General features: G+C 43.8%; 17 protein-coding genes. 8 read left to right on the forward strand and 9 right to left on the reverse strand.

Annotation, left to right across the window (positions count from 1 at the left end):
* Positions 1-35 precede the first annotated feature (35 nt).
* Positions 36-410, forward strand: coding sequence for a hypothetical protein (locus tag MgSA37_RS04105; RefSeq protein WP_096349979.1), 375 nt, complete (start codon positions 36-38; stop codon positions 408-410).
* A gap of 74 nt (positions 411-484) precedes the next feature.
* On the opposite strand, the gene MgSA37_RS04110 is transcribed toward MgSA37_RS04105, so the two are convergent.
* The 5 genes from MgSA37_RS04110 to MgSA37_RS04130 form a co-directional block, all read right to left on the reverse strand.
* Complete coding sequence (locus MgSA37_RS04110) at positions 485-1,354, reverse strand: pirin family protein (RefSeq protein WP_096349980.1); 870 nt, start codon at positions 1,352-1,354, stop codon at positions 485-487.
* A gap of 84 nt (positions 1,355-1,438) precedes the next feature.
* The gene (locus MgSA37_RS04115) at positions 1,439-2,512 is read right to left on the reverse strand and encodes a serine hydrolase domain-containing protein (RefSeq protein WP_096349981.1); all 1,074 of its coding nucleotides are present in this window, start codon (positions 2,510-2,512) and stop codon (positions 1,439-1,441) included.
* A 224-nt stretch (positions 2,513-2,736) separates the two neighbouring features.
* The gene (locus tag MgSA37_RS04120; protein WP_096349982.1) at positions 2,737-3,456 is read right to left on the reverse strand and encodes a DUF4397 domain-containing protein; all 720 of its coding nucleotides are present in this window, start codon (positions 3,454-3,456) and stop codon (positions 2,737-2,739) included.
* A 383-nt stretch (positions 3,457-3,839) separates the two neighbouring features.
* On the reverse strand, positions 3,840-5,618 hold the full coding sequence (locus MgSA37_RS04125) for a PAS domain-containing protein (RefSeq protein ID WP_096349983.1): 1,779 nt from the start codon (positions 5,616-5,618) through the stop codon (positions 3,840-3,842).
* A 33-nt stretch (positions 5,619-5,651) separates the two neighbouring features.
* Complete coding sequence (locus tag MgSA37_RS04130; RefSeq protein WP_096349984.1) at positions 5,652-7,214, reverse strand: ATP-binding protein; 1,563 nt, start codon at positions 7,212-7,214, stop codon at positions 5,652-5,654.
* A 440-nt stretch (positions 7,215-7,654) separates the two neighbouring features.
* On the opposite strand from MgSA37_RS04130, the gene MgSA37_RS04135 reads away from it, so the two are divergent.
* Together MgSA37_RS04135 and MgSA37_RS04140 are read left to right on the forward strand one after the other, a co-directional pair.
* A complete protein-coding gene (locus MgSA37_RS04135; protein ID WP_096349985.1) occupies positions 7,655-9,010 on the forward strand; it encodes a Gfo/Idh/MocA family protein in 1,356 nt (451 codons plus the stop codon).
* 41 nt (positions 9,011-9,051) lie between these two features.
* Positions 9,052-10,095 (forward strand): DUF6807 domain-containing protein, encoded by a 1,044-nt coding sequence (locus MgSA37_RS04140; RefSeq protein WP_096357251.1) that lies wholly within the window; start codon positions 9,052-9,054, stop codon positions 10,093-10,095.
* 152 nt (positions 10,096-10,247) lie between these two features.
* Here the strand turns inward: MgSA37_RS04140 and MgSA37_RS04145 are convergent, their stop codons facing one another.
* From MgSA37_RS04145 to MgSA37_RS04155, 3 genes are all read right to left on the reverse strand, one after another.
* Complete coding sequence (locus MgSA37_RS04145; RefSeq protein WP_197706081.1) at positions 10,248-10,898, reverse strand: PepSY-associated TM helix domain-containing protein; 651 nt, start codon at positions 10,896-10,898, stop codon at positions 10,248-10,250.
* On the reverse strand, positions 10,885-12,411 hold the full coding sequence (locus MgSA37_RS04150) for a DUF2271 domain-containing protein (protein ID WP_096357253.1): 1,527 nt from the start codon (positions 12,409-12,411) through the stop codon (positions 10,885-10,887). Before MgSA37_RS04150 ends, MgSA37_RS04145 begins: the two co-directional genes overlap by 14 nt.
* An 84-nt stretch (positions 12,412-12,495) precedes the next feature.
* Positions 12,496-13,158, reverse strand: coding sequence for a cytochrome b/b6 domain-containing protein (locus MgSA37_RS04155; protein WP_096357255.1), 663 nt, complete (start codon positions 13,156-13,158; stop codon positions 12,496-12,498).
* A gap of 349 nt (positions 13,159-13,507) precedes the next feature.
* Between MgSA37_RS04155 and MgSA37_RS04160 the strand changes: the two genes are divergently transcribed.
* From MgSA37_RS04160 to MgSA37_RS04180, 5 genes are all read left to right on the forward strand, one after another.
* Positions 13,508-14,065, forward strand: a complete 558-nt coding sequence (locus MgSA37_RS04160) for a YceI family protein (protein WP_157750418.1) — start codon at positions 13,508-13,510, stop codon at positions 14,063-14,065.
* Positions 14,066-14,138: 73 nt separating this feature from the next.
* Entirely contained in the window at positions 14,139-15,188 is a 1,050-nt protein-coding gene (locus MgSA37_RS04165) for a YncE family protein (protein ID WP_096349988.1), read from the forward strand.
* A gap of 291 nt (positions 15,189-15,479) precedes the next feature.
* On the forward strand, positions 15,480-16,601 hold the full coding sequence (locus MgSA37_RS04170) for a DUF262 domain-containing protein (RefSeq protein ID WP_096349989.1): 1,122 nt from the start codon (positions 15,480-15,482) through the stop codon (positions 16,599-16,601).
* On the forward strand, positions 16,601-17,698 hold the full coding sequence (locus tag MgSA37_RS04175) for an AAA family ATPase (protein WP_096349990.1): 1,098 nt from the start codon (positions 16,601-16,603) through the stop codon (positions 17,696-17,698). Before MgSA37_RS04170 ends, MgSA37_RS04175 begins: the two co-directional genes overlap by 1 nt.
* A gap of 43 nt (positions 17,699-17,741) precedes the next feature.
* Positions 17,742-18,563 carry a type II toxin-antitoxin system YoeB family toxin gene (locus MgSA37_RS04180; protein ID WP_157750420.1) on the forward strand — a complete coding sequence of 274 codons (822 nt, stop codon included), beginning with the start codon at positions 17,742-17,744 and terminating at the stop codon, positions 18,561-18,563.
* Between the two features lie 87 nt (positions 18,564-18,650).
* Here MgSA37_RS04180 and MgSA37_RS04185 read toward each other — a convergent pair whose 3' ends face one another.
* The gene (locus MgSA37_RS04185) at positions 18,651-21,938 is read right to left on the reverse strand and encodes a glycosyl hydrolase (RefSeq protein WP_096349992.1); all 3,288 of its coding nucleotides are present in this window, start codon (positions 21,936-21,938) and stop codon (positions 18,651-18,653) included.
* Positions 21,939-22,227: the final 289 nt, after the last annotated feature.

Raw genomic sequence — 22,227 nt, forward strand, 5'->3', positions numbered from 1 at the left:
TTTAAACTATAAACACCAATTAATTCATTAAAACGATGAAAAAACTATTTTTAATTTGCTGCCTGTTTGTTGGATTAACCACAGCAGGTTTTTCTCAACCCAGGAGCGGGCCACCGTCTGACCCGGTTCAGAAAGCCAAAGGATTGCAAAAGGAATTAAAATTGACAGATGATCAAACGTCAAAAATTGCAGGCATCTATAAAGAGTCGGCCCAGCAATTTGATAAAATAAAAGCAGCTGACAACGGTAATACCAATAAAATGCTGGTTGACGTAGGCCCGTTGCGTAAGGCAACCATCAAAAAAATAAAATCTGTTTTAACAGCAAGCCAGTCGGCAAAATACGATGCTTTGTTGAAGGAAAATAAAAACGCCTCATTAAATGGCGGTTGGAGTGATGGCTGGGGTTGATCAATTTAGCCCGGTAACCCTAACAAAAGAAGAGCGGCCGTTTAGCCGCTTTTCTTTTTACTGAATTTTAAATTTTATTCAAGCACCCCGAATTTACCTGATTGAAATTCCTCAAACGCTTCCTGCAATTCGCGATGGGTATTCATTACAAAGGGGCCGTACTGTGCAATGGGCTCATTAATGGGCTCGCCACTTAGTAACAGCAATACGCCTTCTTCATCAGCGCTGATGGCAATTTCTTCGCCCGTATTTTTAAACAATACAAGATCATGTAACCCTGCTTTTTCGCCATTGACGGAAATAGCGCCGCTTACCACCAATAATACCGTATTATGATCGGCTGGTATGTTAACAGCAAGCGATTTACCTTTGTTAATTCGGATATCAAACATATTAACAGGTGTAAAAGTGGTGGCCGGGCCTTGGTGCTGGTTAAATGAACCGGCGATCACGTTAACTACGCCACCATCGTCGTCAAGTATAACTTTTCCCATCTGGTCGGCAGTAATGGCCTGGTATTTTGGGCCGGTTAATTTATGTTTAGCCGGAAGGTTTACCCAAAGCTGTACCATTTCAAAAGGCCCGCCAGTTTTGGAGAATTCTTTTTCATGGTATTCCTTGTGCAGGATCCCTGAACCTGCAGTCATCCACTGCACATCGCCCGGATTGATCACTCCGCTGTTTCCCGTACTGTCGTGATGCGCAACACTGCCTTTGTAGGCGATGGTTACTGTTTCGAACCCTTTATGCGGGTGCACATCCACGCCACGTAAATGGTCTGATGGGCCGAAATCAAATTCAGCGTTAAAATCCATCATCAAAAACGGGCTTACCCTTTGCTGGCTCAAACCATTGTTAGGGAAATAATTAAAGACCCTGAAACCATCGCCAACCATACCTGGCCGAAGCGGCCGGCTATATATTTTTTCAATTTGCTTTTGCATTGTTATTTTTCCTTTTCAATGCAAAGATAACATCTATACCCCGTTAGGCTGCTTGATGTAGATTAAGAAAAGGGTGGAGGTGTTTTATCGTGTTGAGGCCTCATCCACCAAACTTTTTAATTCCGTATACCTTTCGTGCCGCCCGGCACTTTTTATATAATACGTCATCATAAAGGCGGCGTACTTTTTATCGTTATTTACCCAGGGAAAGCTGCCAAATAAACCGGGGCTGGTAACGGTTTTTTCGTCCATCACCCATTCGCCATAACCATAGCCAAATGTACCGGCCTCTGCGGGCGCATAGGCGATCTTTACATTGGGCGTACAGCGGTTCAACTGCATTTGTGCAACGCTGGTTTCGCTTAAAATTCTTTTGTTATTAAAGACGCCTTTATTGAGGATCATCACCAAAAAATCCAGGTAATCTTCGGGAGTACTGTAAGCGCCACCGGCAGGCAACGCCACCTTTCCGTTGCCGAAATCGGTATTTTTCATTTGCAGCGGTTGGGCAATTCGCTCAGCAAATAAGGTTTCAAAACTTTTTCCGCTTATTTTTTCCAAAACAGCCCCGGCTATTTGCAGCCCAACATTGCTGTAGCGGAATACTTTGCCCGGCTTGCCCTCCATAGGCATCGCGGCTATTTGTTCAATGGCTTCGTCCATGCTGCTCACCTGTTTCATATCTTTAAGGCTTTCCTTTAAATCAGGCGCTTTTATAGCGGTTAGGTGCGAAAGGCATTCGCTTACAGTAATATTTCCTTTGCCATGCCGGCTAAGCACCGGGAGATACTTGCCCACCGTGTCGCTAAGTTTTAGCTTGCCCTCATCAATAAAGGTCATTACCAGGGCTGCACTAAACCATTTACTGCAGCTGGCAACCGGAATTCTGGAAGTTGGCGTGAAGTCATCCAGATCGGCAGTTTTGCCCTGACGCCGGGCTATCATTTTATCTATAAATTTTTGTCGCCGGTTCATGTCGTTTACCGCATGTGAGTAAACAATATGACCGTTTTGCCAAACCAGGAGGATTGATCTTCCGCCCATTTCAGCGGTATTTTCCGAAAGCCATGAATCGATTTTGGCGCCTTCAAACTGTGCATTTGCGCGCCCCCACAAAAGGAAAAAGGCGATAATCAAAAATATATTTCTAGTATTCATTATAATTCAATCGAAATTAGTCGTGTAAAGCCAATGGGAACTAAATTAGCAAAATTGAAGTTTATATAACGTGAAATTTGCCGCGAAGCTGATAAAATCGGGTGCGAAAGGTTTATAATTTACTTATTTAAAAAATATTTGTCAAAAAGAAAATGGAGGATGATTTCAATCATCCTCCATTTTCTTAAATATACAAAATGTAAAAATATTCCTGAAAACCGTATTTACATAAAATAAGTATTCGTAATAATGTCAACGGCCAGCTTATCAGTACTGGTAGTGCCGGCGTTTAGGCCGTGGAACCAGACAGTGTAAAGGAAGCCGCTTTGGAATTTAAGATTGTTGAGTGTAGCCAGAACGGTTGAAGTGCCTGCTGCATGTACCTCCAGTGTATAAAAATCGGCCTGTACAGGTATAAAAGTTGAATGCTCTTTAAATGTCATGTTGGAGGCCAGTGTGGAACCACTTTTTATAACAAGATCTACCGCCGGCGCATCGGGGCTTAAATCAATAAAACGTATGGCGGCATCAGAGCCTGCCGGTTTTGATAGCGTATCAGGTAATAAAAACAATTGCGGGTGACTTACTGTATTTGTCAGAAATAAGGAATATGCCACATTTTGGAGCAGCGTCAGGGTGTCAGTTACTATGGCTTTTACTGTGGCATCATTATACAGTGCAACAGGGACTTTTCCTGCATTTACCGTAGCATAGCTGAAAGTATTTCCGTAGGAAATAGGGGTAGTATTGTATTTTGTATTGTTGAAAAAAATATCCAATACGGGTTGATCAGGAGAGGCCTGTACAAATGCAACACCGGCAATAGGTGTGCTTACATTGCCGTTTACTACTGGTTTTGAACACGATGCGAGAAATAAAACCGGTAAACCCAACGCCAGGACCGTAGTTAAAATACTTTTGAGATTTTTAGTAGAATTTTTCATGTTTGAAAATTAGTGAAACAAACTTATAATTTATATAACGTAGTCTGTTTAAAAAACGTAACAACCTTATATAAATTTTAAATGCGTTTAAAATTTGCATGGCTTAAAAATAATCCCTGCTTTTTATAAAATAAAGAGGCTTTCTCAAAAGTCTCTCCATGTAAAAGGTAACCAAATTATATTTTGAACAGTTAGGTCTTTGTAGCCATAGTGTTCTTTCTTCGTGTCCGTTGTGGTAAAAAAACAAACCACAAGGGGCACAAAGTATTCACTAAGAACACTAAGTCCAAATTTTATTTCGTTTGCTTTTAGTTCATAGACTTTTGATACAGCCTCTTTACTATCAACGCCGGTTAAAGAGTTTTTGTGCGTTTGGGTTTTTATTATAAAGCAAAGCGGATGGTTGATACAGCGCCGCAGCCGGGCCCGTTACTGCTGATTGCGAACGAGCCTGCGTGGCTTTCAATAATAGTTCGGATATTGTATAGCCCAAGGCCGGTGCCATTTTTTTTGGTTGTAAATCCGCGTACGAAAAATAAATTTGCTGTCTGCGCGTCAAACCCCTGGCCATTATCTGTAATAATTAACTCCAGCAGGTTGTCAACAGTATGCATGTTTATGGTGATGATTTTCTCGGGCGCGTCTATGTTTATCGCCTCAATACTGTTTTTCAGGATATTTAATATCACCTGCATCAGTTTGGTGTGATCGCCTTTAATAGTGTATGTGCCTGGTTGTATATTTATACTGAACCGGATACCCTTTTTATCAATACTGGCGAAAAGCATTGATTTGCAATCATATAATATATTTTCCAGGTTCACGGGTTTTCGTTCGTGCAACCCCTTATGACCGCGTACAAGTTGCCTTTGAATATTCAGAATTTCCTGTATATGGGTAATGATATTTAATAATTCGGTTATCGAGGTATGTATTTCGAGGCCGTTATTTGTTTGCGTTGCTTCAAAACCTTCGGTTACCGAAACCAACGCTGCCGCTTTGTGCGCACCTATTGCACCTGCGATGGCCGTTTGGTTGGTTTTTAGGAATACGGTTAAGCTTTTAAGGTTATTGAGGTTATTTTGGTCAACAACCCGGTTGATGCGGTTCAGGTGCGAGCCGAGCCCAACCATGGCATTGCCGATGTCATGCAAAAACTCTGAAGCGATCTCAAATTTCCCCTGGGCTATTGCCTTTTCAAGTTCCTGTTCTTTTTGTTTTTCCAACTGCAGGTTAAGCGCTTTTAAATCGGCAGCTTGTTTACTCAATTCTTCCGACTGCAGGCGAAGATCCTCGTTGAGTTTTTTTAATACTTCGTCGGATTGTTTACGCATGGTAATATCGTGCCCGATGCCTAAAAGGCGAATAATTTTCCCACGCCCATCCTTAACCGGTAATTTTGAAGTAAGTAACCAACGCTTTTTACCCCTGCTATCTAAAAAATATTCTTCTTTATTGATAATAGCTTCGCCTGTTTTTATGATGCGCATATCATCTTCGTAACCGCGAATGCCTATATCATTATTGCCAAACAGATCGAGGTCGGTTTTGCCCAAAACCTCCTCTTCTGCCGAAACGCCGATACATTCAACATCGGCGCGGTTTGCAATAATTTTCCTTCCCTGGATGTCCTTCACATAGATGGTATCCGGCAGATTGTCAATCAACGTTCTTAATAAGATCCGTTCGCGCTGTATTGCTTCTTCGGCTTTTTTATGCCTCGTGATATCCACATGGGTGCCTATGGCGCCAAAACCCGACTTTTCGTTTTGAAAAACTCTGCCTCTCGACCAAATCCATACCCAGCTCCCGTTACTGTGTTTCATCCGGTAATAGCTTTCGTGTGTGCCTTTAGGGTTTTTTAAATATTCGGCAAAATGGTTGGTGGCAACATCCTTATCTTCCGGGTGCAGCAGGTCAATCCAAACTTCTTTTAAATTATTGGGGCTTGCAAAGTCATAGTCATTGATATCCCTCCCCAGCATCGAAAAATAAATATCATTGCACCACAGCGATTCCGTATCCGGAAAATACTCCCAGGCGCCAATGTCTGATGCATGCACCAACGCTTTATAACGTTCAAGGTTGCCGGATTCTGTCCGGGCAGCTGAAAATGATTTATTATTTGCGATTGCGGCAGGCCGGGTATTGCTAAATTTCATATTTGAAAATAAGAAGGTAAGACTGATTGGTTTTTACAGGGGCAATGTTATCGTAAATGTAGCGCCATTGTTGTTATATACAGCTATTTTGCCACCATGGCCAATGATGAATTGTTTTACAATAGACAGCCCTAAGCCTGTTCCGTTCTTTTTATGGCAGGTAACGAAAGGTTCAAACAGTGTATCCTTTATTTCGGGCGGGATCCCCGGGCCATTATCCGTAATTTTCAATGTCACTTCTTTCCCTTCTGCATGCGCTGATATCGTGATCGCACCGTTATGTACATTTTTTTCGTGGAGTACATCAATCGCATTATTTACCAGGTTGATGATGGTGCCCCGCAGCTTGCTTTCGTCGCCCGGAACCACTAATGAGTCGGGAATATTTTTGCTGATCGTTACCTGCTCAATACCAGCCCTGCTTTCAGCCTGTTGTATCGCTTCACTTACAATTTTATTGACGTTTACTGATACCTTGGTTATTTTAGTTTCTTTAATAAAGTCGAGGAAATCATCAAATATTTTTGCCGCCTGTTCGGCCGATTGATCTATCAGATCTACCATTTCACTGGTATCGCCCTCATCCCGCATTAAACCGGTAATTACTTTAATGTTTTTTATAGGCGAGCGGAGATCGTGCATCACCATTGCCAAAACCTGGCCTACGGCGGAAAGCTTTTCCTTTTGTACCAGCTTCTCGTTTAATTCCGCATTTCTTATCGCCTGGGCCGCGTTTTGTACAAACAGTTTCAGCATGTACATTTTTTCGGTTTTAAGCTTTCCATGGTTTTTTAGCAGCGCGAAAACCGAATAGTTATCCATCCGCGCTAAAACAAGGTCCTCCAGTTGAATCACCTCATCCCTTTCAATTGATATATTTTTTATGCGTGAAACAAGTTCTTCAAGGTTTACCTTATCCTCAAATGCCCCGATTGAAAATAGTTTTTCATAAACAAAACCATCATGCAGTTTGCCCAGCAGCGCCATGTCGGTTTCCAATGATCCCGCAAGCTGTTCCAATATGTTTTTTAATAATGACGTTAGCTGGTGGTTATTTAAGCCGATCTTTGAGATAGACTCGATCAGTTTTTCAAGGTTGCGCAATTTGTTATAATCCGTTACCGCTTTGGTCGCCAGTTGAATGATCTCTTCAGATGCATAAGGCTTGCAATGGTAACCCACGTTTTGCCCGGCCTGTTCAACAATTTCTTCGATGGAACAATCGCTGTAAGCTGTAACAAAAATGATCTCCGCTTTAATATCATATTTTCTTATCTCGATGGCAGTCTCCAGTCCGTTAATCCCCGGCATGCGCATATCTAAAAAAATAACCGCATAAGGACGGCCCTGCTCAGCAGCTTTGCGTACCTTTTCTATGCCTTCCATCCCATTGGATGCTTTATCGACTGTGAAAACCGGGATATTGCGGGTGCGGGGCGCAAGCAGCGTAGCAGGTGTATCAAACAAAATGTTTACTGCGTTATCAATTCCGTATTGTTCCTGCGAAATGCTGCGCGGCACGAGGATATCCTCAATATTGTCGCGAACCATTTCTTCGTCATCGATTACTAAAACTGATGTGTTAAGTTCATTCATATGGTGTGTAATATTAGGTATTGCTATCACTAAACCTTAGTGACAAATTTCAACCTTATACGCGCTTGATTTTATTTTGTTATGGTTAAATGATATATTAAAATATTCAGCGCCGCTTTTTATTAATGTCTATATTACAAGTGTTTATACTGGTGGCGTTAAATTTGATAAGATTGCAATGGCAGGTTACAAGAAATAATAGATCAAAACAGGAGGGGTTTAATATTGGCTGCCTGGGGTTAAATTGCCGTCGTCAATTTCGCAGATAGTTGCACTGGTTGCAGTTACCTGCAAGCTGATGGAATGTAGCATCATTGTTATACACAAGATTAAAAAAGCAGTAGCGTTTTCGAGCAATTTGGTTGATATTTGATTTATTCAGCCGGTGTGCTGATCTTACAACCAATTGTCAATTCTTCAGGAAGGTAAGCACCTATATTATGGAAAAATCGCGTCGAATTTTTATCAAACAGGCTGCATTGGCCGGTACCGGTGTATTGCTGGCAAAAACCGGCTGGAGCGCCGCAAGCTACAAACGCATTATCGGCGCTAATGACCGGGTGCGGGTGGGTGTAATAGGGTTTAGCGACAGGCACAAAAGTTCGCATATCCCCAGCTTTATGAATCATTACAAGGAGCTTAACTTTGAAGTGGTTGCGGTATCCGACATCTGGAGCAAACGCCGTGAAGAAGGCGCTGCTACCTGGAAAGCAAAAATGCAGAACGAGGTAAGGGCGTACCGCAACAACGAAGAATTGTATGACAGTAAAACCATAGATGCCGTATTTATCAGCACCGCCGATTTTCAGCATGCGCGGCATGCCATTGAGGCGGTAAAGGCCGGCTGCGATGCCTATGTAGAAAAACCTTTCGCCGAAACCATGGAGGATAACCGCGCCGCGTTGAAAGCGATAAAAGAATCGGGTAAGATCGTCCAGATCGGCTCACAGCGCAGGAGCGGGGCCAATTATCATGCGGCGAATGATTTTATCCGTTCAGGGAAGTTTGGGCCGATCACTATGGTTGAACTCACCTGGAACGTTAACCAGCCGGGCCGCTGGCGCAGGCCTGACCTTTTAGGCACCCTAAAACAAGAAGATACCGATTGGAAGCGCTGGATCATGAACCGCCCCTATGAGGAATTTGACCCGCGTAAATATTTAGAGTTCCGGCTTTTCTGGCCGTATTCATCCGGGTTGCCGGGGCAGTGGATGAGCCACCAGATTGATACGGTACATTGGTTTAGCGGGCTCAAACACCCGCGCAGTGTGGCCGCCAACGGCGGTATTTACATGTGGAAGGATGGCCGCCGTAACTGGGATACCCTAACGGCGGTATTTGACTATGGTCCTTTGGATGATCTATCAAGCGGTTTCCAGGTTACTTTTGCTTCGCGGATGCACAATGGGGACGAGAATCCCTCCGAGATTTACTATTCAAACGGGGGTGAGTTGAACCTGATCACCAATAAAGTATCACCAACCGGGGGCCTTACCGAAAAAATGGCCGCAGCCATGGGCATGAAGGCCAATCTGCTGCCGGAGATCGACCTGGCCAATACCGAAAAAGTGGTGGCTTCAGCCAATACAGGCGGAGACGTGCTTACCTCCAACCATGTACGCAACTGGATGGAATGTGTGCGCAGCCGCAAGGAACCCCATGCACCGGTGGAAGCTGGTTACAGCCATTCCATCGCTAATATCATGACCAACGCTGCCGTGCATACCGGCTATAAGGCCACCTTTAATGAAGCGACGCAGGAAGTAATGGCGAATGGCAAAGTGTTTAAATATTAGTTAGCGCCAGGAATCAGGGGTTGGGAACCAAAAATGTTTATATGACAAGGTATAGAAGTTTGGGTTTTGCTATCGCGATGGCTTTTGCAACTTCCCTGTGTTTTGCTCAGAAAAGCGAAAACGTGCAGGTGGTCAAGTCGGCCACTGAAAACAGGGATGATATCCTTATCGGAGGCCAGCCTTTTACGAGTTTCCTTTATCCGGATAGCCTGGAAAAGCCGGTTTTATATCCTATCCGCGCGGCTAACCGTACTGTTGTTACCCGCGGTTTTCCCCTGGCGCCCAATGCCGGCGAGCCCACGGATCACCCGCACCATGTGGGCCTTTGGTTTAACTTTGAAAATGTAAATGGGCTCGATTTCTGGAACAACTCCTATGCTATACCTGCTAACAAAAAAAGCCTGTATGGCTGGATCCGGACTGATCGCATCACCGAAACTAAAAGCGGCAGTACCGGTATATTAGCCTACCATGCCAATTGGGTTAACCAAAAAAAGCAGGTATTGCTGGAAGAAGCCACCCGCTTCGAATTCAGCGCGAGTGCGAGCCAGCGCATTATTGATCGTTTTACCACTTTAAAAGCCGATACAGACGTTACTTTTAATGATGCCAAAGATGGTATGCTGGGCCTGCGCCTGGCACATGAACTGCAAATCCCTGCTAATGAAGACCAGCAGTTGACGGATAATAAAGGTAACGTAACGACAGTAAAAGGGGGCACGGACCATATTGCCAATGGTAACTACCTCACCAGCGCGGGCAAAACGGGCAATGATACCTGGAGCACCCGCGGCGTTTGGTGTAAAGTATTCGGTAAAATGGGGGCCGACTCGGTGAGTATTGCAATCATCGATCACCCTAAAAACCCCAATTACCCTACCTTCTGGCATGCGCGTGGCTATGGTTTGTTTGCTGCCAACCCGCTTGGCGAAAAGGTTTTTACCAATGGTAAATCTTCACTCAACCTGAAACTAAAAAAGGGAGAATCGGTAACCTTCAGGTACCGGATTGTGATCAACAGCGGCGATAAAACCATCAGCATTGCCGTATTAAATAAGTTGGCCTCGGAGTTTGCGGGAAAATAAGCGTGGCTGCACACGTTCCGCATGCAGCGTGTTGAAAGTGATTTTGGTTTGTTTTAAAAGAATCATCGCGACATCCTCTCCCAAACAAAAAAACAGGACCTTTTTACGGTAGCCCTGTTTACACAAAACAATACAGAAAAAGAACTTTTTATTTACGGGACAAAAATCCAGTAGATGAGGCAACAAATTGCGCCGCCAATGATGAGCAGGATGATACCGTTCACTCTTTTTTTCTTCAGGAAGCAAAGCATTATGAGGCCTGTTAGCGATACCAGCGTTAAAAACACCGCCGATACATCGATCAGCCAGCTCCAGCCGGCGCCGCTGTCGCGGCCCTTGTGCAGGTCGTTCAGTACGGCCACTACGCCAAGCCGCAGCTCGCTTAACTGAAATTTGCCGTCTTTGCGGCTGATAAAGGCGTCGGCGCTGTAGCCGGGCCCTTTAAAGGATACAGAACACTGGTCGTCCTGGATGATAAAATCGCTCACATAACCTTTGATGCCATAGTTTTTACGCAGCAGCTCCACAATTTCCAGCTTTTTGATCTGTGCAGTATCCCGCACCTTTACCCATGCTGCAGGTACCGCGCCCTTATACTTTTTTTCAACCTGTTTGCCATCAAACCATTCGGCGTGGTTTAAGGTAAGACCGGTTACAGCGAAGAAAAGCACCACTACAAAGCTGAGCATCGACAAATAAATATGCACCCAGCGCGAAAAAGTGATGGTTCCTTTCTTCCATGCGGATTTTGGCTTCTTCGCGTCTTTTACAGGTTTGTGCTGCACCGGGTTAATTGTTTCCATCAGTCTTTTTGCGGTAATCAAATGATGCGGAGGCCACTTCAGCATTGCCGGTAAGGTCAATGTGCTGCGGTTTTTTCGGGTTAAAATCCTGGCTCAGCAGGTGGTAGCCGGCATGTTCGCGCGCCGATTCAATATTGATGGTATAGGTGCCTTGTTTTACCAGGTTGCCTTTATCATCCCTGCCATCCCATTTGAGCGTATATTTCCCCGGCGAACGGGTAGCGCTGGTGGTTGAGCTGATGCTGGCACTGCCCGCTGAATAGCTGTCGTAATAGGCCTCATACCAGGCAGGTAATTCGTTCAGCCATCTTGGTTTATTGTACCAAAGCGCAATCTGCCTTACGGGTTTTTTATCAGCATCCACTACCCAAACTGCTACAAAGGGGCGGTGTACCCGCATGCCTTCCATGGTAGCCAGTTCCAGGTTGATGGCCAGCTCATAATTAGGATCCCATGTTTTATCACCGGCAACAGCGGTAGTTGTTGTAAGCACAGGTTTTTCTTCGGGCAATAATGCTTTTTTCCAGCCGGCGCTTTCAAATTGTTTACCATCAGCAGTGATCAGCATATATTCAGCGCCGGGCACTTTGGCTACCAGCAGTTTACCTTCGCCCGGGCTAAGTACGCTTAACGCGGTCGCTAATGCCCCGGCATCGGTAGCTTTATCGGCGATTACGGTTGAGCTGATCACCTCACCAGCCGGTATACCGGTCCGGGGGTCAACAATATGCGAATACCATTTACCATTTATCAATTCGCCGCGGCGGTAATTGCCGCTGGTAGCAATAGTTTTATTGCTTACCTGTACCCTGGCAACCGGCGCATCATTTTCGGCATCCGCTTTAGGGTTGCTCACCTGCACCTGTTCGGTATGCTGCCCGCGTACCAAAATATCACCACCTATATTAATCACCAGGCCGTTTACGCCTGCTGTTGTCATAGCCACATTAGCAGCCTTGTTCATGATATAACTTTTCGCAAAGGAGTTCAGGATCAGCGGCGCATCATCCAGGCGTTGCGCGGTGTGGTTTTGTGCATTTAATATATAATGCTGCTGTTGTACCATTTTTACCGCATTTGCAATTTCATCGGATGATGGCAGGCGGTTTTGTTTGGCCGCATTGCGCCATACCTTCGTAATAGTTTCGGCCGAGGCATCCAGCGCGCCGTTGCTTTTAATGCGCCATTGTTCAAAAAGCGATAGTACTTCATAAAGCGCTGCCGAAACAACTACAGGCTTTTTATCCGCTTTCATCCACCGGCTGAATTCGCTGGATGGGTTATAGCCGCTCAGGATCATATTCAGCCTGTCCACTTCGGCCAGCGCGGCGTCTTCCGCTTTTGATGCGTTGGGCTCCGTGTTCGCTGCGATTTTTATTTCCATGGAAGTGCCCAGCACGTTCTCATAGTCAGAGACATATAGCTTATTTGTTTTGAGCGGGGGTGTGGCACTGGCCATTACCAGGAGCAGCAATAAAGCCCCGGATAATAATGTGATTGGTTTTTTTAACATGTCGGGATTTAATTTAAAAATAGTTATACCATCAACCTTTAACGTCGTTTTGTGTTTTAAATGCAGTAACATTTGCGATACAGATTATCCACCGTTGATCATGTCAGACACCACCCCTTTGTGGCCCTTTCGTTCGCCCAAAACCACCCCGGCCAGGTGAATAAAAATAAAGCCCAGGATCAGGTACATAGTAAACTCATGGATATCCCTTAAAAAATGCATATTTTTAAGTGCGGCAATATCATCCCTGAAAGCCAGTGCCAGCCCGGTAACAACCATCACCAGCAACAAAACATAAAACAATGCATATGACGTTTTAACCAGCATTTCGTTACGGGATGCAACCCGGTTTTCCTGCCTCAGTTGAAAAGCTGCTTTTGCAGCCCTGATCTTCCGGATCAGTTTTTTATCAGCTACTTCAAAAAATTCGAGCAGGATGCGCAATACAAACAATGCTGCCAGTGCATAGCCCAAATACGTGTGTAATGCCCATACTTTATCGCTCAGGGCAAAAGCCACAGGTTTCGCCTGTTCTTCCGATATTTTTACCCCGTTTTCACCCAGCTTATCTGCAATCAAACCGGCGTTTGTCCATGGTTTTAACACCGTGGAGTTAACCAGCACTGTTAATAATGAGCCAGCGATTACCAGTGCGTTTAGCCAGTGCCATATGCGCATTCCTGAGGAGTATTTTTTGGTGCGGTTTGCATTAACGGACGCTAAAACCGCGGTTGCCTGTAGTTCCATGTTTATTGTTGTTATTCCGGCACGAATAAACAGCATCAAATGAAAAGATTAAAATGGAATAGACTATGAGGGGTTAAAAGTCGACTACGGGCTTTTTTTAATGGATTAGCGCTGGATTTAAGCATAATCGCGCTTTCATCGTTAAAAAAAGGGTTTATGTCGATAGGATACGGGTTTTAGGCGATGACAACCCTGAGGCAGAAAAACTAATCGCCTAAAATCTTCCCCCTGTCGATAAATTCCCGGCCGGGGTCGATTTTAAAAAAAATTGATATATGAGGTGATTAACTTCGGACACTGAAAGAAAAGTTTTATGCATTTTAAAAATCGACTTACCATAAATATCAGCATGCTTATTGTAATCGCTTTAAGCGTTGCCGCCAAATTGCCGGGTAATCAAAGTTCACAAGCGGGCTCAAACGCACAAACTCCTGTTACCCGCTCGTCCATCACGTTCGAAATTAAAAACCTGGGTATTAATACCGGGGGATCCATTGGCGGGCTGGCAGCCAAAGTCAATTTTATCCCTGCCAATCTCAGCACCAGCAGTATAGAAGCATCGGTTGATGTAAATACGATCAATACTGACAATTCCAGTCGCGACGAGCACTTGCGGAGTGCGGATTTTTTTGATGTGGCCCGCTTTGCAAAAATCTCGCTCAAATCCGTAGCGTTTAAACATAAAAGCGGCAACAATTATACCGGCACTTTTATCCTTACCATTAAAGATAAAACAAAGCAAATTGAAATGCCCTTTACGTTTTTGGATAAGGACAATACCAGTGGGTTTAAGGGTACCTTTAAAATAAACAGGCTTGATTTTGGGGTGGGCAGCGAAAGCATGATCCTGTCCAACGATATAACCGTTACTATCGATTGCGAAGGAAAAAAACAGGATGCAGCTTAACGGGGTATTATAGCTTGGTCCTTATTAAAACCATTATTAACTTTAAAGTATCGATCTATAAATTATTCCTACCATGAAAAATATAAAACCCCGTCTCATCAGGGTACTCGCTGCTGGTTTACTAATGTGCACCCTGGTTTATACCGCCAATAATTGCGCTGCGCAGGCAACACCTGCCCGCACATTGCTTGCCCTTTCGAAAGGCGATCATGTTTTGGCGATCATCGACCCGGTTAGCCTGAAAGTAATCGCCACAGTTCCGGTAGGTTCTGATCCGCATGAGGTGGTGGCTTCTGCTGATGGAAAAACTGCTTATGTTACCATCTACGGGGGCGGCAGCATGCATGAACTGAATGTGATTGACCTGGTAGGGCAGAAAGCTTTACCAACCATTGATACCCGCCCGATGATGGGTCCGCATGGTATTACCTTTGTTGACGGCAAAGTGTGGTTCACCGCCGAAGGCACCAAAACCGTTGGCAGGTATGATCCTGCAAGCGGTAAATTCGATTGGGTGATGGGCACGGGCCAAAGCCGCACGCACATGATCTATGTTGTGCCGGGTGGCAAACGCGTGTACACCACCAACGTTGCTTCGGGCACCGTAAGTATTTTGCAGGATAGCCTCATCGTTTCAAGGCCGTTCCCTAATGGTTTTACGCCGCCACCGCACCACGACTGGGTACAAACGCTCATCCCCGTATCTACCGGTTCCGAAGGGTTTGACGTTTCGCCGGACGGTAAGGAATTATGGACTGCTGCGTCTGATGACGGCACCATAGCGGTGATCAACCTTGCCGCTAATAAATTAGCCACTACAATTGATGCAAAGGCCATTGGCGCCAACCGCCTTAAGTTTACGCCTGATGGCAAGCGTGTGCTGGTAAGCAGCCTGCGCACAGGCGATCTGTTTGTATTTGACGCAGCAAGCCACCAACTCATCAAAAAGTTGAACACCGGCAAAGGCGCAGCAGGGATCCTGATGGATGACGATGGCTCGCGTGCATTTATCGGCTGTACCGGGGATAACTACGTAGCGGTTATCGACCTGAAAACCCTGGAAGTTAGCGGGCATATTGACGTAAAAGGGGCGGATGGATTGGCCTGGGCGGTGAGGCGGTAGGGAAAATCTCTGTATTTATATTAGACTTTTCTTTTTTCTTTACTAGGGCCAAACGTTTTTCTTTACTAGGGCCAAACGTTATTTATCCAAATTTATCCAAAGCTATTGAATTTTCTTATCCATATGCGAATCTTTCATTGAATCGACCAAAGCCCTCGAAGTTGATAGTAAAATCAAATTAGCCTATTCAATACTGAAATATTAGAATAAGTTTGTATATAAATATTTAAGGGCAACGCTCTGATCGAATAATTATAGTATAATTGTTTTAATTGTATTGATCTGAAATCCATGAGTGAAGAGAATTTCATAGCTGAAGACGAAATCGAAAAGGAAGATATTGGCGCCAACCTATTAATGGAAAAACCATTTGATCCGAAGAAAATCGATATTAAACAGAAAACATTGTCAATTGACTTAATTGTGAAGAGACTGGCCGCTAAGCCGCCAGAAATTGATCTTTATCCAGATTTTCAGCGAAAGGATGATTTATGGGATCCCGCCAAGCAAAGCCGACTGATCGAATCCATTTTAATAAGTTTTCCGCTGCCAGCATTTTATTTCGACGGGACTAACGACAATAAATGGCTAGTTGTCGACGGCCTACAAAGATTGAGTTCTTTTCGAAATTTCATGGTCACTAAGTCTTTAAGATTGGTAGGGCTAGAGTTTTTACACAATTTAAAAAATAAATCATTTGATGAGTTACCTAGAACGTTGCAAAGACAAATTGAAGAAACTCAAATTGTAGCATATATCATAAATCCGGGAACTCCTGAAGAGGTGAAATTTAATATTTTTCAAAGAGTAAACACAGGTGGGTTGTTAATGGAACCTCAAGAAATTCGTCACGCACTTAATCAAGGCATCCCGGCAAAGTTTGTTGCAGAACTTGCATCAAGTCCGGAATTTATAAGTGCAACTTCCGGAAAAATCAAATCTGATAGAATGCTTGACAGAGAATTTGTCACTAGATTTGTGAGTTTTTACATAAAACCTATTTCCGAATATAAACCCGATTTGGATACATATATGAGCCAAAAAATGGGAGAATTAAAGACGCTCAGCTCTGATCAAAGGACTGATGTGAAATCCAACTTCGTCAAAAGCATGAAATTAGCCAAGGAAATATTTTCTCATTGGGCTTTTCGAAAAGTGTTTAATAAAAATGAAAGGCTTAAACCAATAAATAAAGCACTTTTCGAAGTATGGAGTGTTGAACTAGCTAAGCTTTCGGATGAGCAACGCAAAATAATAAAGATACGAAGAGATACAATATTTGACAATTTTGTGAAGCTAATGAACAGTGATGAAACGTTCGTTGCAGCGGTTACTGCAAGCACAGGAGATAAAACCAAGGTTTTATACCGTTATACTACAATTGAAAATTTGATAAAAGAAACTTTAAAATAATGATTTCAAAAATTGAAATAAGAAATTTCAAATCTTTAAAAAAGATAAGGTTCGATGCTAGGCAGTTATGTATATTGATGGGGTTGAATGGAATGGGCAAATCTTCGCTTATTCAAACTATATTGCTGCTTAGGCAAAGCAGGGACATATATAGAGGAAATCTTAGTTTAAACGATTATTTAACTGAAATCGGTAAAGGCAAAGATGCGATGTACCAATATAGTGTCAATGAAACAATTGAATTCGACTTCGAATTTACAGAACAAGAACCATTAAAATGGGCTTTTAAATATAATCCTGAAAGCAATTATCTGCAAAGTGATCAAAATTATGATTTTAATATTCTAAATACCTATTCGTTATTCAATGCCAACTTTCAATATCTACGGGCAGAGCGCATAGGGCCTCAGACTGACTATCAAACATCATATTCGGAAGTGATAAATGATAGACAGATTGGATCAGACGGAAGACTTGCAGTACATTATTTAAATACTTTCGGGAACGAAAAAGTTAGCGACAAGTCCTTACATCATCCGAAAGCAAAATCGAGTGTATTAATTCATCAAGTTGATGCGTGGTTAGGTGAGATAACACCTGGCGTGAAACTTAATACAACTGAAATTCCCGGTACAGATAAGGTCTTGTTAGATTTTCAATTCGAAGCGGGATCTTTATATACAAGCCGTTTTAGACCAAAGAATGTCGGTTTTGGATTGTCATATGTTCTTCCTGTGATTGTGGCTTTACTATCCACGAAACAAGATAAACTTCTTATAATCGAGAACCCAGAATCTCACATTCATCCAAGAGGGCAGTCTGAATTAGGAAAACTAATTGCGTTGTCCGCGCAATCAGGTACCCAGTGCATAATTGAAACACATAGCGACCATATTTTAAATGGAATCCGTGTTGCAATAAAAGAGAAACTAGTCGAGAAGAGTAACGTAGGTATCTCCTATTTCGAAAGAATTACAGAAAATGAAGAACAATTTACAAAAATGATTTCTATTAAGGTAGACGAAAATGGAGAGTTAAGTGACTATCCTAAAAACTTCTTAGACGAATGGAGTAATCAATTATTGAAACTTATTTAATTACTCTATGCAACTAATTTGTAATGAATTATCATTTCTCCCGTTGGCGGAAAACGAAAGTATTGCCGAGGAAAGATTTTATCAATTGATTAAGACATTCAAAAAAGCAAAAGAGAGATATGGATTCAATCATATTCGCTTTCCGCTAAATCACCATGACCAACAAGTTACTTTAAAGCGAAACTTTTATGAAGTGGTTTCAAATTTCAGTAATCAAACATATAAGAACCTCATCGTCGATCTTTGTAAGTCCCCATTCATAGACGACTTAGAAGACGATGAATTAAACATGTTCTATTCAAGTAAATACGAAATTATCGATGAGGATGTTCCGACGAAAGCATCCCCATTGGGCTTGCCGGTAGCGTTTATTAAATCGTCACCGGCTGTAAGCTTAAACTCCCATCCATTTTGGAGAAAAAAGAAGATATCAATATTAAAGTCCAGTGAAAATGAAATCGAAAATGCTATTTTGATTGTTTATAACATCTGTTTAGAAACGGACGTTGATGCCAAAGAGCTTTCCGAATGGGCGGATAACTTTTTACCGAGTGAGTTAACTACGGAAGAAGAAATAAAAAAATATTTAAACTACACAAAGTATTCCATTGTATTTTCCCCGGAATTTTTGGTGCAATTTTTCGAATGGAAAACTAACGACACCGATAAATACAAGTACTTATTGCAGTTATTAAAGGATGTTGAGGTACATCCTTTTACAGGGGGCATGGGACAAACAGAAAACTTAAAGTATAGGGGCAAAGAAGCCTCAAAAAGGGTGACTCAGGCAGATCGACTCAGTTATACATTGGATAATAATTTAGTAACATTTTTGGCGTGCAAAGGACATTATAAATTTCATTAATGCTCCGTTGGCACACACGGCACATATGCAGCTGCACTGCTTCGATAGCGACGACACATTTTCATCGCAACTTCAAAGCCCCTCACCTCAATATTTAATCATCTCAATCTTCACCGGCCCTAAAAGCCCTGACGATTCCAACCCCGACTTCGGATCAGGCCCGAAAGTGGCCGAAACCTTTCTTTGATCCGCAGGCAGCTTGCTGTCGCCAATCAGCCGGTTCATCCAGGTATTCACTACTTTTATCTCGATTTTATTGATGCCTGGCTTAAGTGCTTTGGTAATATCCAGTTGGTAAGGTGGCGTCCATGCGCCGCCTACTGCCATGCCGTTAACGGTTACTTTGGCAATCGCCCTGGCAAGGCCAAGGTCGATGATATAATGAGCACCAGGGGTAAGTTTGCCTATTTTAAAAGTATTATGATAAAACGCCGGGCCCGAGTAGTATTTGATGCTGTCATTCGCATTAAGCGACCAGTCGGTTAGCGTATTGAACACTACGGGCTTTGCCGGGCCGCGCATAGCCTTATCAAAATTAACTATCCATGGTGTCGTAATGCCAATGGTTTTGGTGGGCGACGGATAATTTGATCTGCTGGTATCTCCCTTTGTTCCATTTTTCCTGAAGATCACAAACGCGCTTTCAAAGGGCTCCAACTGCAACGGTACAGAGGTAGTGGTTCCGCTTTGGCTGTATGCGGGCAGCATACGCCCGGTGCCGGTAACGGCATTCCATAATTCAGGGCTTTTGCCGGTGATGCGGAAGGCCGTTGAAATATTTACAGGCGTATATTTTTGGTTCGACACAAAATAGATCGAACCGTCCTTCAGTTGCCTGTGGATAAAAAGGATGGAGTCACTCTTGGTTATTTTAAGGTCGGGTTGAACTTTTACCAGGTCCAGTGCCTGCTGCATATCCATGCCGCTAATTACCATGCCTTTGCCATAATGATTAACTTTTGTGGTTACCCCATCAACATTACCCCAAAGTTCGGCCGTAAGGCTTTGCACCTGCTGATCAGCTGCCGGGTAATTGGCCAGGCTGGGCGACCTGTCGGGTTTTGGTCCTAAAACTACTGCCCCCTGCTTTACCAGCTCTTTAATTTTTGCCAGCAGTTCGGGACGGATGGTGCGGAGTTTTGGCAGCACGAGGATGCTGTAGCTGATGCCGTTTGGCAGCACCAGTTTTCCATCCTTTACGGTTAGCTTTTGTTTGATCACATCGCCGTTGATATAGTCGTATGAGTATCCCTGCGGCAGCGCCGGATCGGTAACCCCGATCATTTTTGGCGCATCTTCGCCAATAAAGTAGGCCACGTCGGCTACATATTGGCCCTGCTGCAGCATCATGTTGCATCTTTTCATGTATTTTAAAAATACATCCATATCAAAAAACCAGGTATTCAGGCGGTTAAATTCAACGCCAAACCAGGCGGTTACCCCCGGCCCTATATCATCTTTTGGCTGCGAGACATAAACATGCAGCAGGGTGTTGTTGATACCTTCGGTAAAAAAGCGGTCGCCGCGTTTTTTAAACATAGCCGGGTACCGGTAAAACGGGGCGCCTGCCGCTGTGAACGATTCGGCAGATACCTTGATTTTTCCATAAATATGGGCGGATGAAGAAGCCGCGCGGTTTTCTATATCTCCCAAATCTCCCTCACTCCAAAACTCCCCGCCTACCTCGTCCGACTGCCCGCCATATTGCAAAAACTCGCCGGGGTAGCCCCAGTGGCCATAATTTTCCAGCCAGGTGGTTAACCCGTTTTTGTGGCTGATCTCGCGCAAACCACCCACATATTTAAAGGAAACATCATCGGCTACCAGCCGCCTTAAGTCCCATAAAAAACGATCGGACTGGTCTTCGCTGCCCACCACCTTTCCCTGTAAAACGGGTATATACGGCGTTGGATCGTAATTGTATTTTTGTTTGAATTCGGCGATCAAATTATCGGTCCAGTTCTGGCTCCCGGTTTCGTAGCTATCTTCAACGGCTACCTTAAATGATTTGCGGTCCTCCGCCGGGATGCGTTTAAGGATTTGGCCTAAAAAAGCGTTAAAATGTTCCGCCACGTGTGCCTTGCTCATTTTGTCAATTTCCAAACCCTGGCCCTCGGGCGGCGCAGGGCTGTTGGTAACATTGGTGGGCGTCATCCCGGTGCGTTCAATGATCCAGTTACCGGTGGGCACCTGCCAGTTAAGCGTACCATCCGCCGCCATGTAGCTTGAAATATCAATTACTTTATCAGGGTCGATGATATATTTCGAGGCTTCGTCCGGTTGCGGCGCCCACTGGTAGTTTTGCCAGAAAGGGTGTGGGGTGGGCCACATTTTTGCCAGCGTTTTTTCGATATAATCCTCTACCATCGGGGTTGATGAGAGCTTTAACTCCGTAATGCCACAATCATTGGAGATACTGGTAAACACCAGCCTGATGCTGGTTGCCGTGCTTGCGGGGATGGATATAGCCGCCTGCCCCCATGGCGTAAAACCTGTATTTAACGCAGGGTTTGTACGGTCAATGGCGAAGTGTTTTATGGTGACGTATGCGCCGTTTATTTTGGCCTGTACGTCGCCTTCCAGGTACACGGCCTGCTGCGTTGTGTTAATGATGATGCTCCGCAAGGTATCGGGTGTTGTTTTGCTGATTTCCAGCGAAAACTGCTGCCCGTTATGCAGATGTATGGCCGTGGCCGTATTATTATCCGTTAAATTGCTCAGCGAATCAATTGCCGGTATAGAAGACAGCTGCGTACCTATGGCAGCGTCATAACCAGCAGGCACAGGGTAGGCCAGCACTTTAACATCCTGGAATTCTTTTTGCGGCTGAGTGAGTTTTTGATGATATGCCATTGGCCCCTGAACAGTAACCTGTGAGGAGGTTAAATAACGCATAGACTGGCCCGGTTTTACCCACGGCCCGCCGGATTGGCTCCAGCCCGGCCCGTTAAAGATACCGATCTGAATATTGAGGCGTGTTGCCGCTTTTAGCGTCGCGTGCAAAATGTCCCACCATTCGTCGGTAAACATTTTTACTTTACCACCGGGCACGTTATCCAGGCCAATATTGCCGATAAAGGCCCGGTTGATCCCCACTTTTTTCATGGCTTCCAGGTCTTTAACAACACCCTCTTTGGAGATATTACCTGAGATCCAATACCAATAGATACTTGTTTGAACGGAATCCGGGATGTTTTTAAAGGTGGTTTCAATAGCGCTAAATTTCCCCGCTTGCAGTTTTGTTTTCGCCTTTAACTTTGCCTGCCCATAGGCACAGGTAACTAATAAAAAGAGAGCCAAAACTAAGCATCGTATTTTAAATAAAAGCGGTTTTACAGTACGTAATAAAAACGATTTAGCTAGTTTTTTTTTCATTACAGAACAGGGTAAGGTATATGAATACAGTAAAAATTCTAACAGATTAAAACCCGGATATTTTAGTTTTAAATATCAAAGATATAAGACGCCAAAGTAACAAAAACAATAGACTGGCAATTGTAAAATTTGTAATGTATTTTAATTTGCTTTTTGGTAAACATTTTTAATAATCCCGGTTAGCAAAGGGTGTGTTTTTTTGCCTGTTGATAGTCATTTAATTAATAGATCTATCGGGGCATGTTTATTGTGCTATATTGCGCAGTTCCGGTTTTTTTGCGCTTAGCAT

This window comes from Mucilaginibacter gotjawali (assembly GCF_002355435.1).
Lineage (GTDB): Bacteria > Bacteroidota > Bacteroidia > Sphingobacteriales > Sphingobacteriaceae > Mucilaginibacter > Mucilaginibacter gotjawali.

Excerpts from the sequence above, each read along its gene's own strand:
- MgSA37_RS04175 (WP_096349990.1), top strand. The coding sequence starts at position 16,601 with ATGATTTCAAAAATTGAAATAAGAAATTTCAAATCTTTAAAAAAGATA.
- MgSA37_RS04110 (WP_096349980.1), bottom strand. The coding sequence starts at position 1,354 with ATGCAAAAGCAAATTGAAAAAATATATAGCCGGCCGCTTCGGCCAGGT.
- MgSA37_RS04135 (WP_096349985.1), top strand. The coding sequence starts at position 7,655 with ATGGAAAAATCGCGTCGAATTTTTATCAAACAGGCTGCATTGGCCGGT.
- MgSA37_RS04115 (WP_096349981.1), bottom strand. The coding sequence starts at position 2,512 with ATGAATACTAGAAATATATTTTTGATTATCGCCTTTTTCCTTTTGTGG.
- MgSA37_RS04120 (WP_096349982.1), bottom strand. The coding sequence starts at position 3,456 with ATGAAAAATTCTACTAAAAATCTCAAAAGTATTTTAACTACGGTCCTG.
- MgSA37_RS04105 (WP_096349979.1), top strand. The coding sequence starts at position 36 with ATGAAAAAACTATTTTTAATTTGCTGCCTGTTTGTTGGATTAACCACA.
- MgSA37_RS04125 (WP_096349983.1), bottom strand. The coding sequence starts at position 5,618 with ATGAAATTTAGCAATACCCGGCCTGCCGCAATCGCAAATAATAAATCA.
- MgSA37_RS04130 (WP_096349984.1), bottom strand. The coding sequence starts at position 7,214 with ATGAATGAACTTAACACATCAGTTTTAGTAATCGATGACGAAGAAATG.
- MgSA37_RS04150 (WP_096357253.1), bottom strand. The coding sequence starts at position 12,411 with ATGTTAAAAAAACCAATCACATTATTATCCGGGGCTTTATTGCTGCTC.
- MgSA37_RS04145 (WP_197706081.1), bottom strand. The coding sequence starts at position 10,898 with ATGGAAACAATTAACCCGGTGCAGCACAAACCTGTAAAAGACGCGAAG.
- MgSA37_RS04165 (WP_096349988.1), top strand. The coding sequence starts at position 14,139 with ATGAAAAATATAAAACCCCGTCTCATCAGGGTACTCGCTGCTGGTTTA.
- MgSA37_RS04185 (WP_096349992.1), bottom strand. The coding sequence starts at position 21,938 with ATGAAAAAAAAACTAGCTAAATCGTTTTTATTACGTACTGTAAAACCG.
- MgSA37_RS04160 (WP_157750418.1), top strand. The coding sequence starts at position 13,508 with ATGCTTATTGTAATCGCTTTAAGCGTTGCCGCCAAATTGCCGGGTAAT.
- MgSA37_RS04155 (WP_096357255.1), bottom strand. The coding sequence starts at position 13,158 with ATGGAACTACAGGCAACCGCGGTTTTAGCGTCCGTTAATGCAAACCGC.
- MgSA37_RS04140 (WP_096357251.1), top strand. The coding sequence starts at position 9,052 with ATGACAAGGTATAGAAGTTTGGGTTTTGCTATCGCGATGGCTTTTGCA.
- MgSA37_RS04170 (WP_096349989.1), top strand. The coding sequence starts at position 15,480 with ATGAGTGAAGAGAATTTCATAGCTGAAGACGAAATCGAAAAGGAAGAT.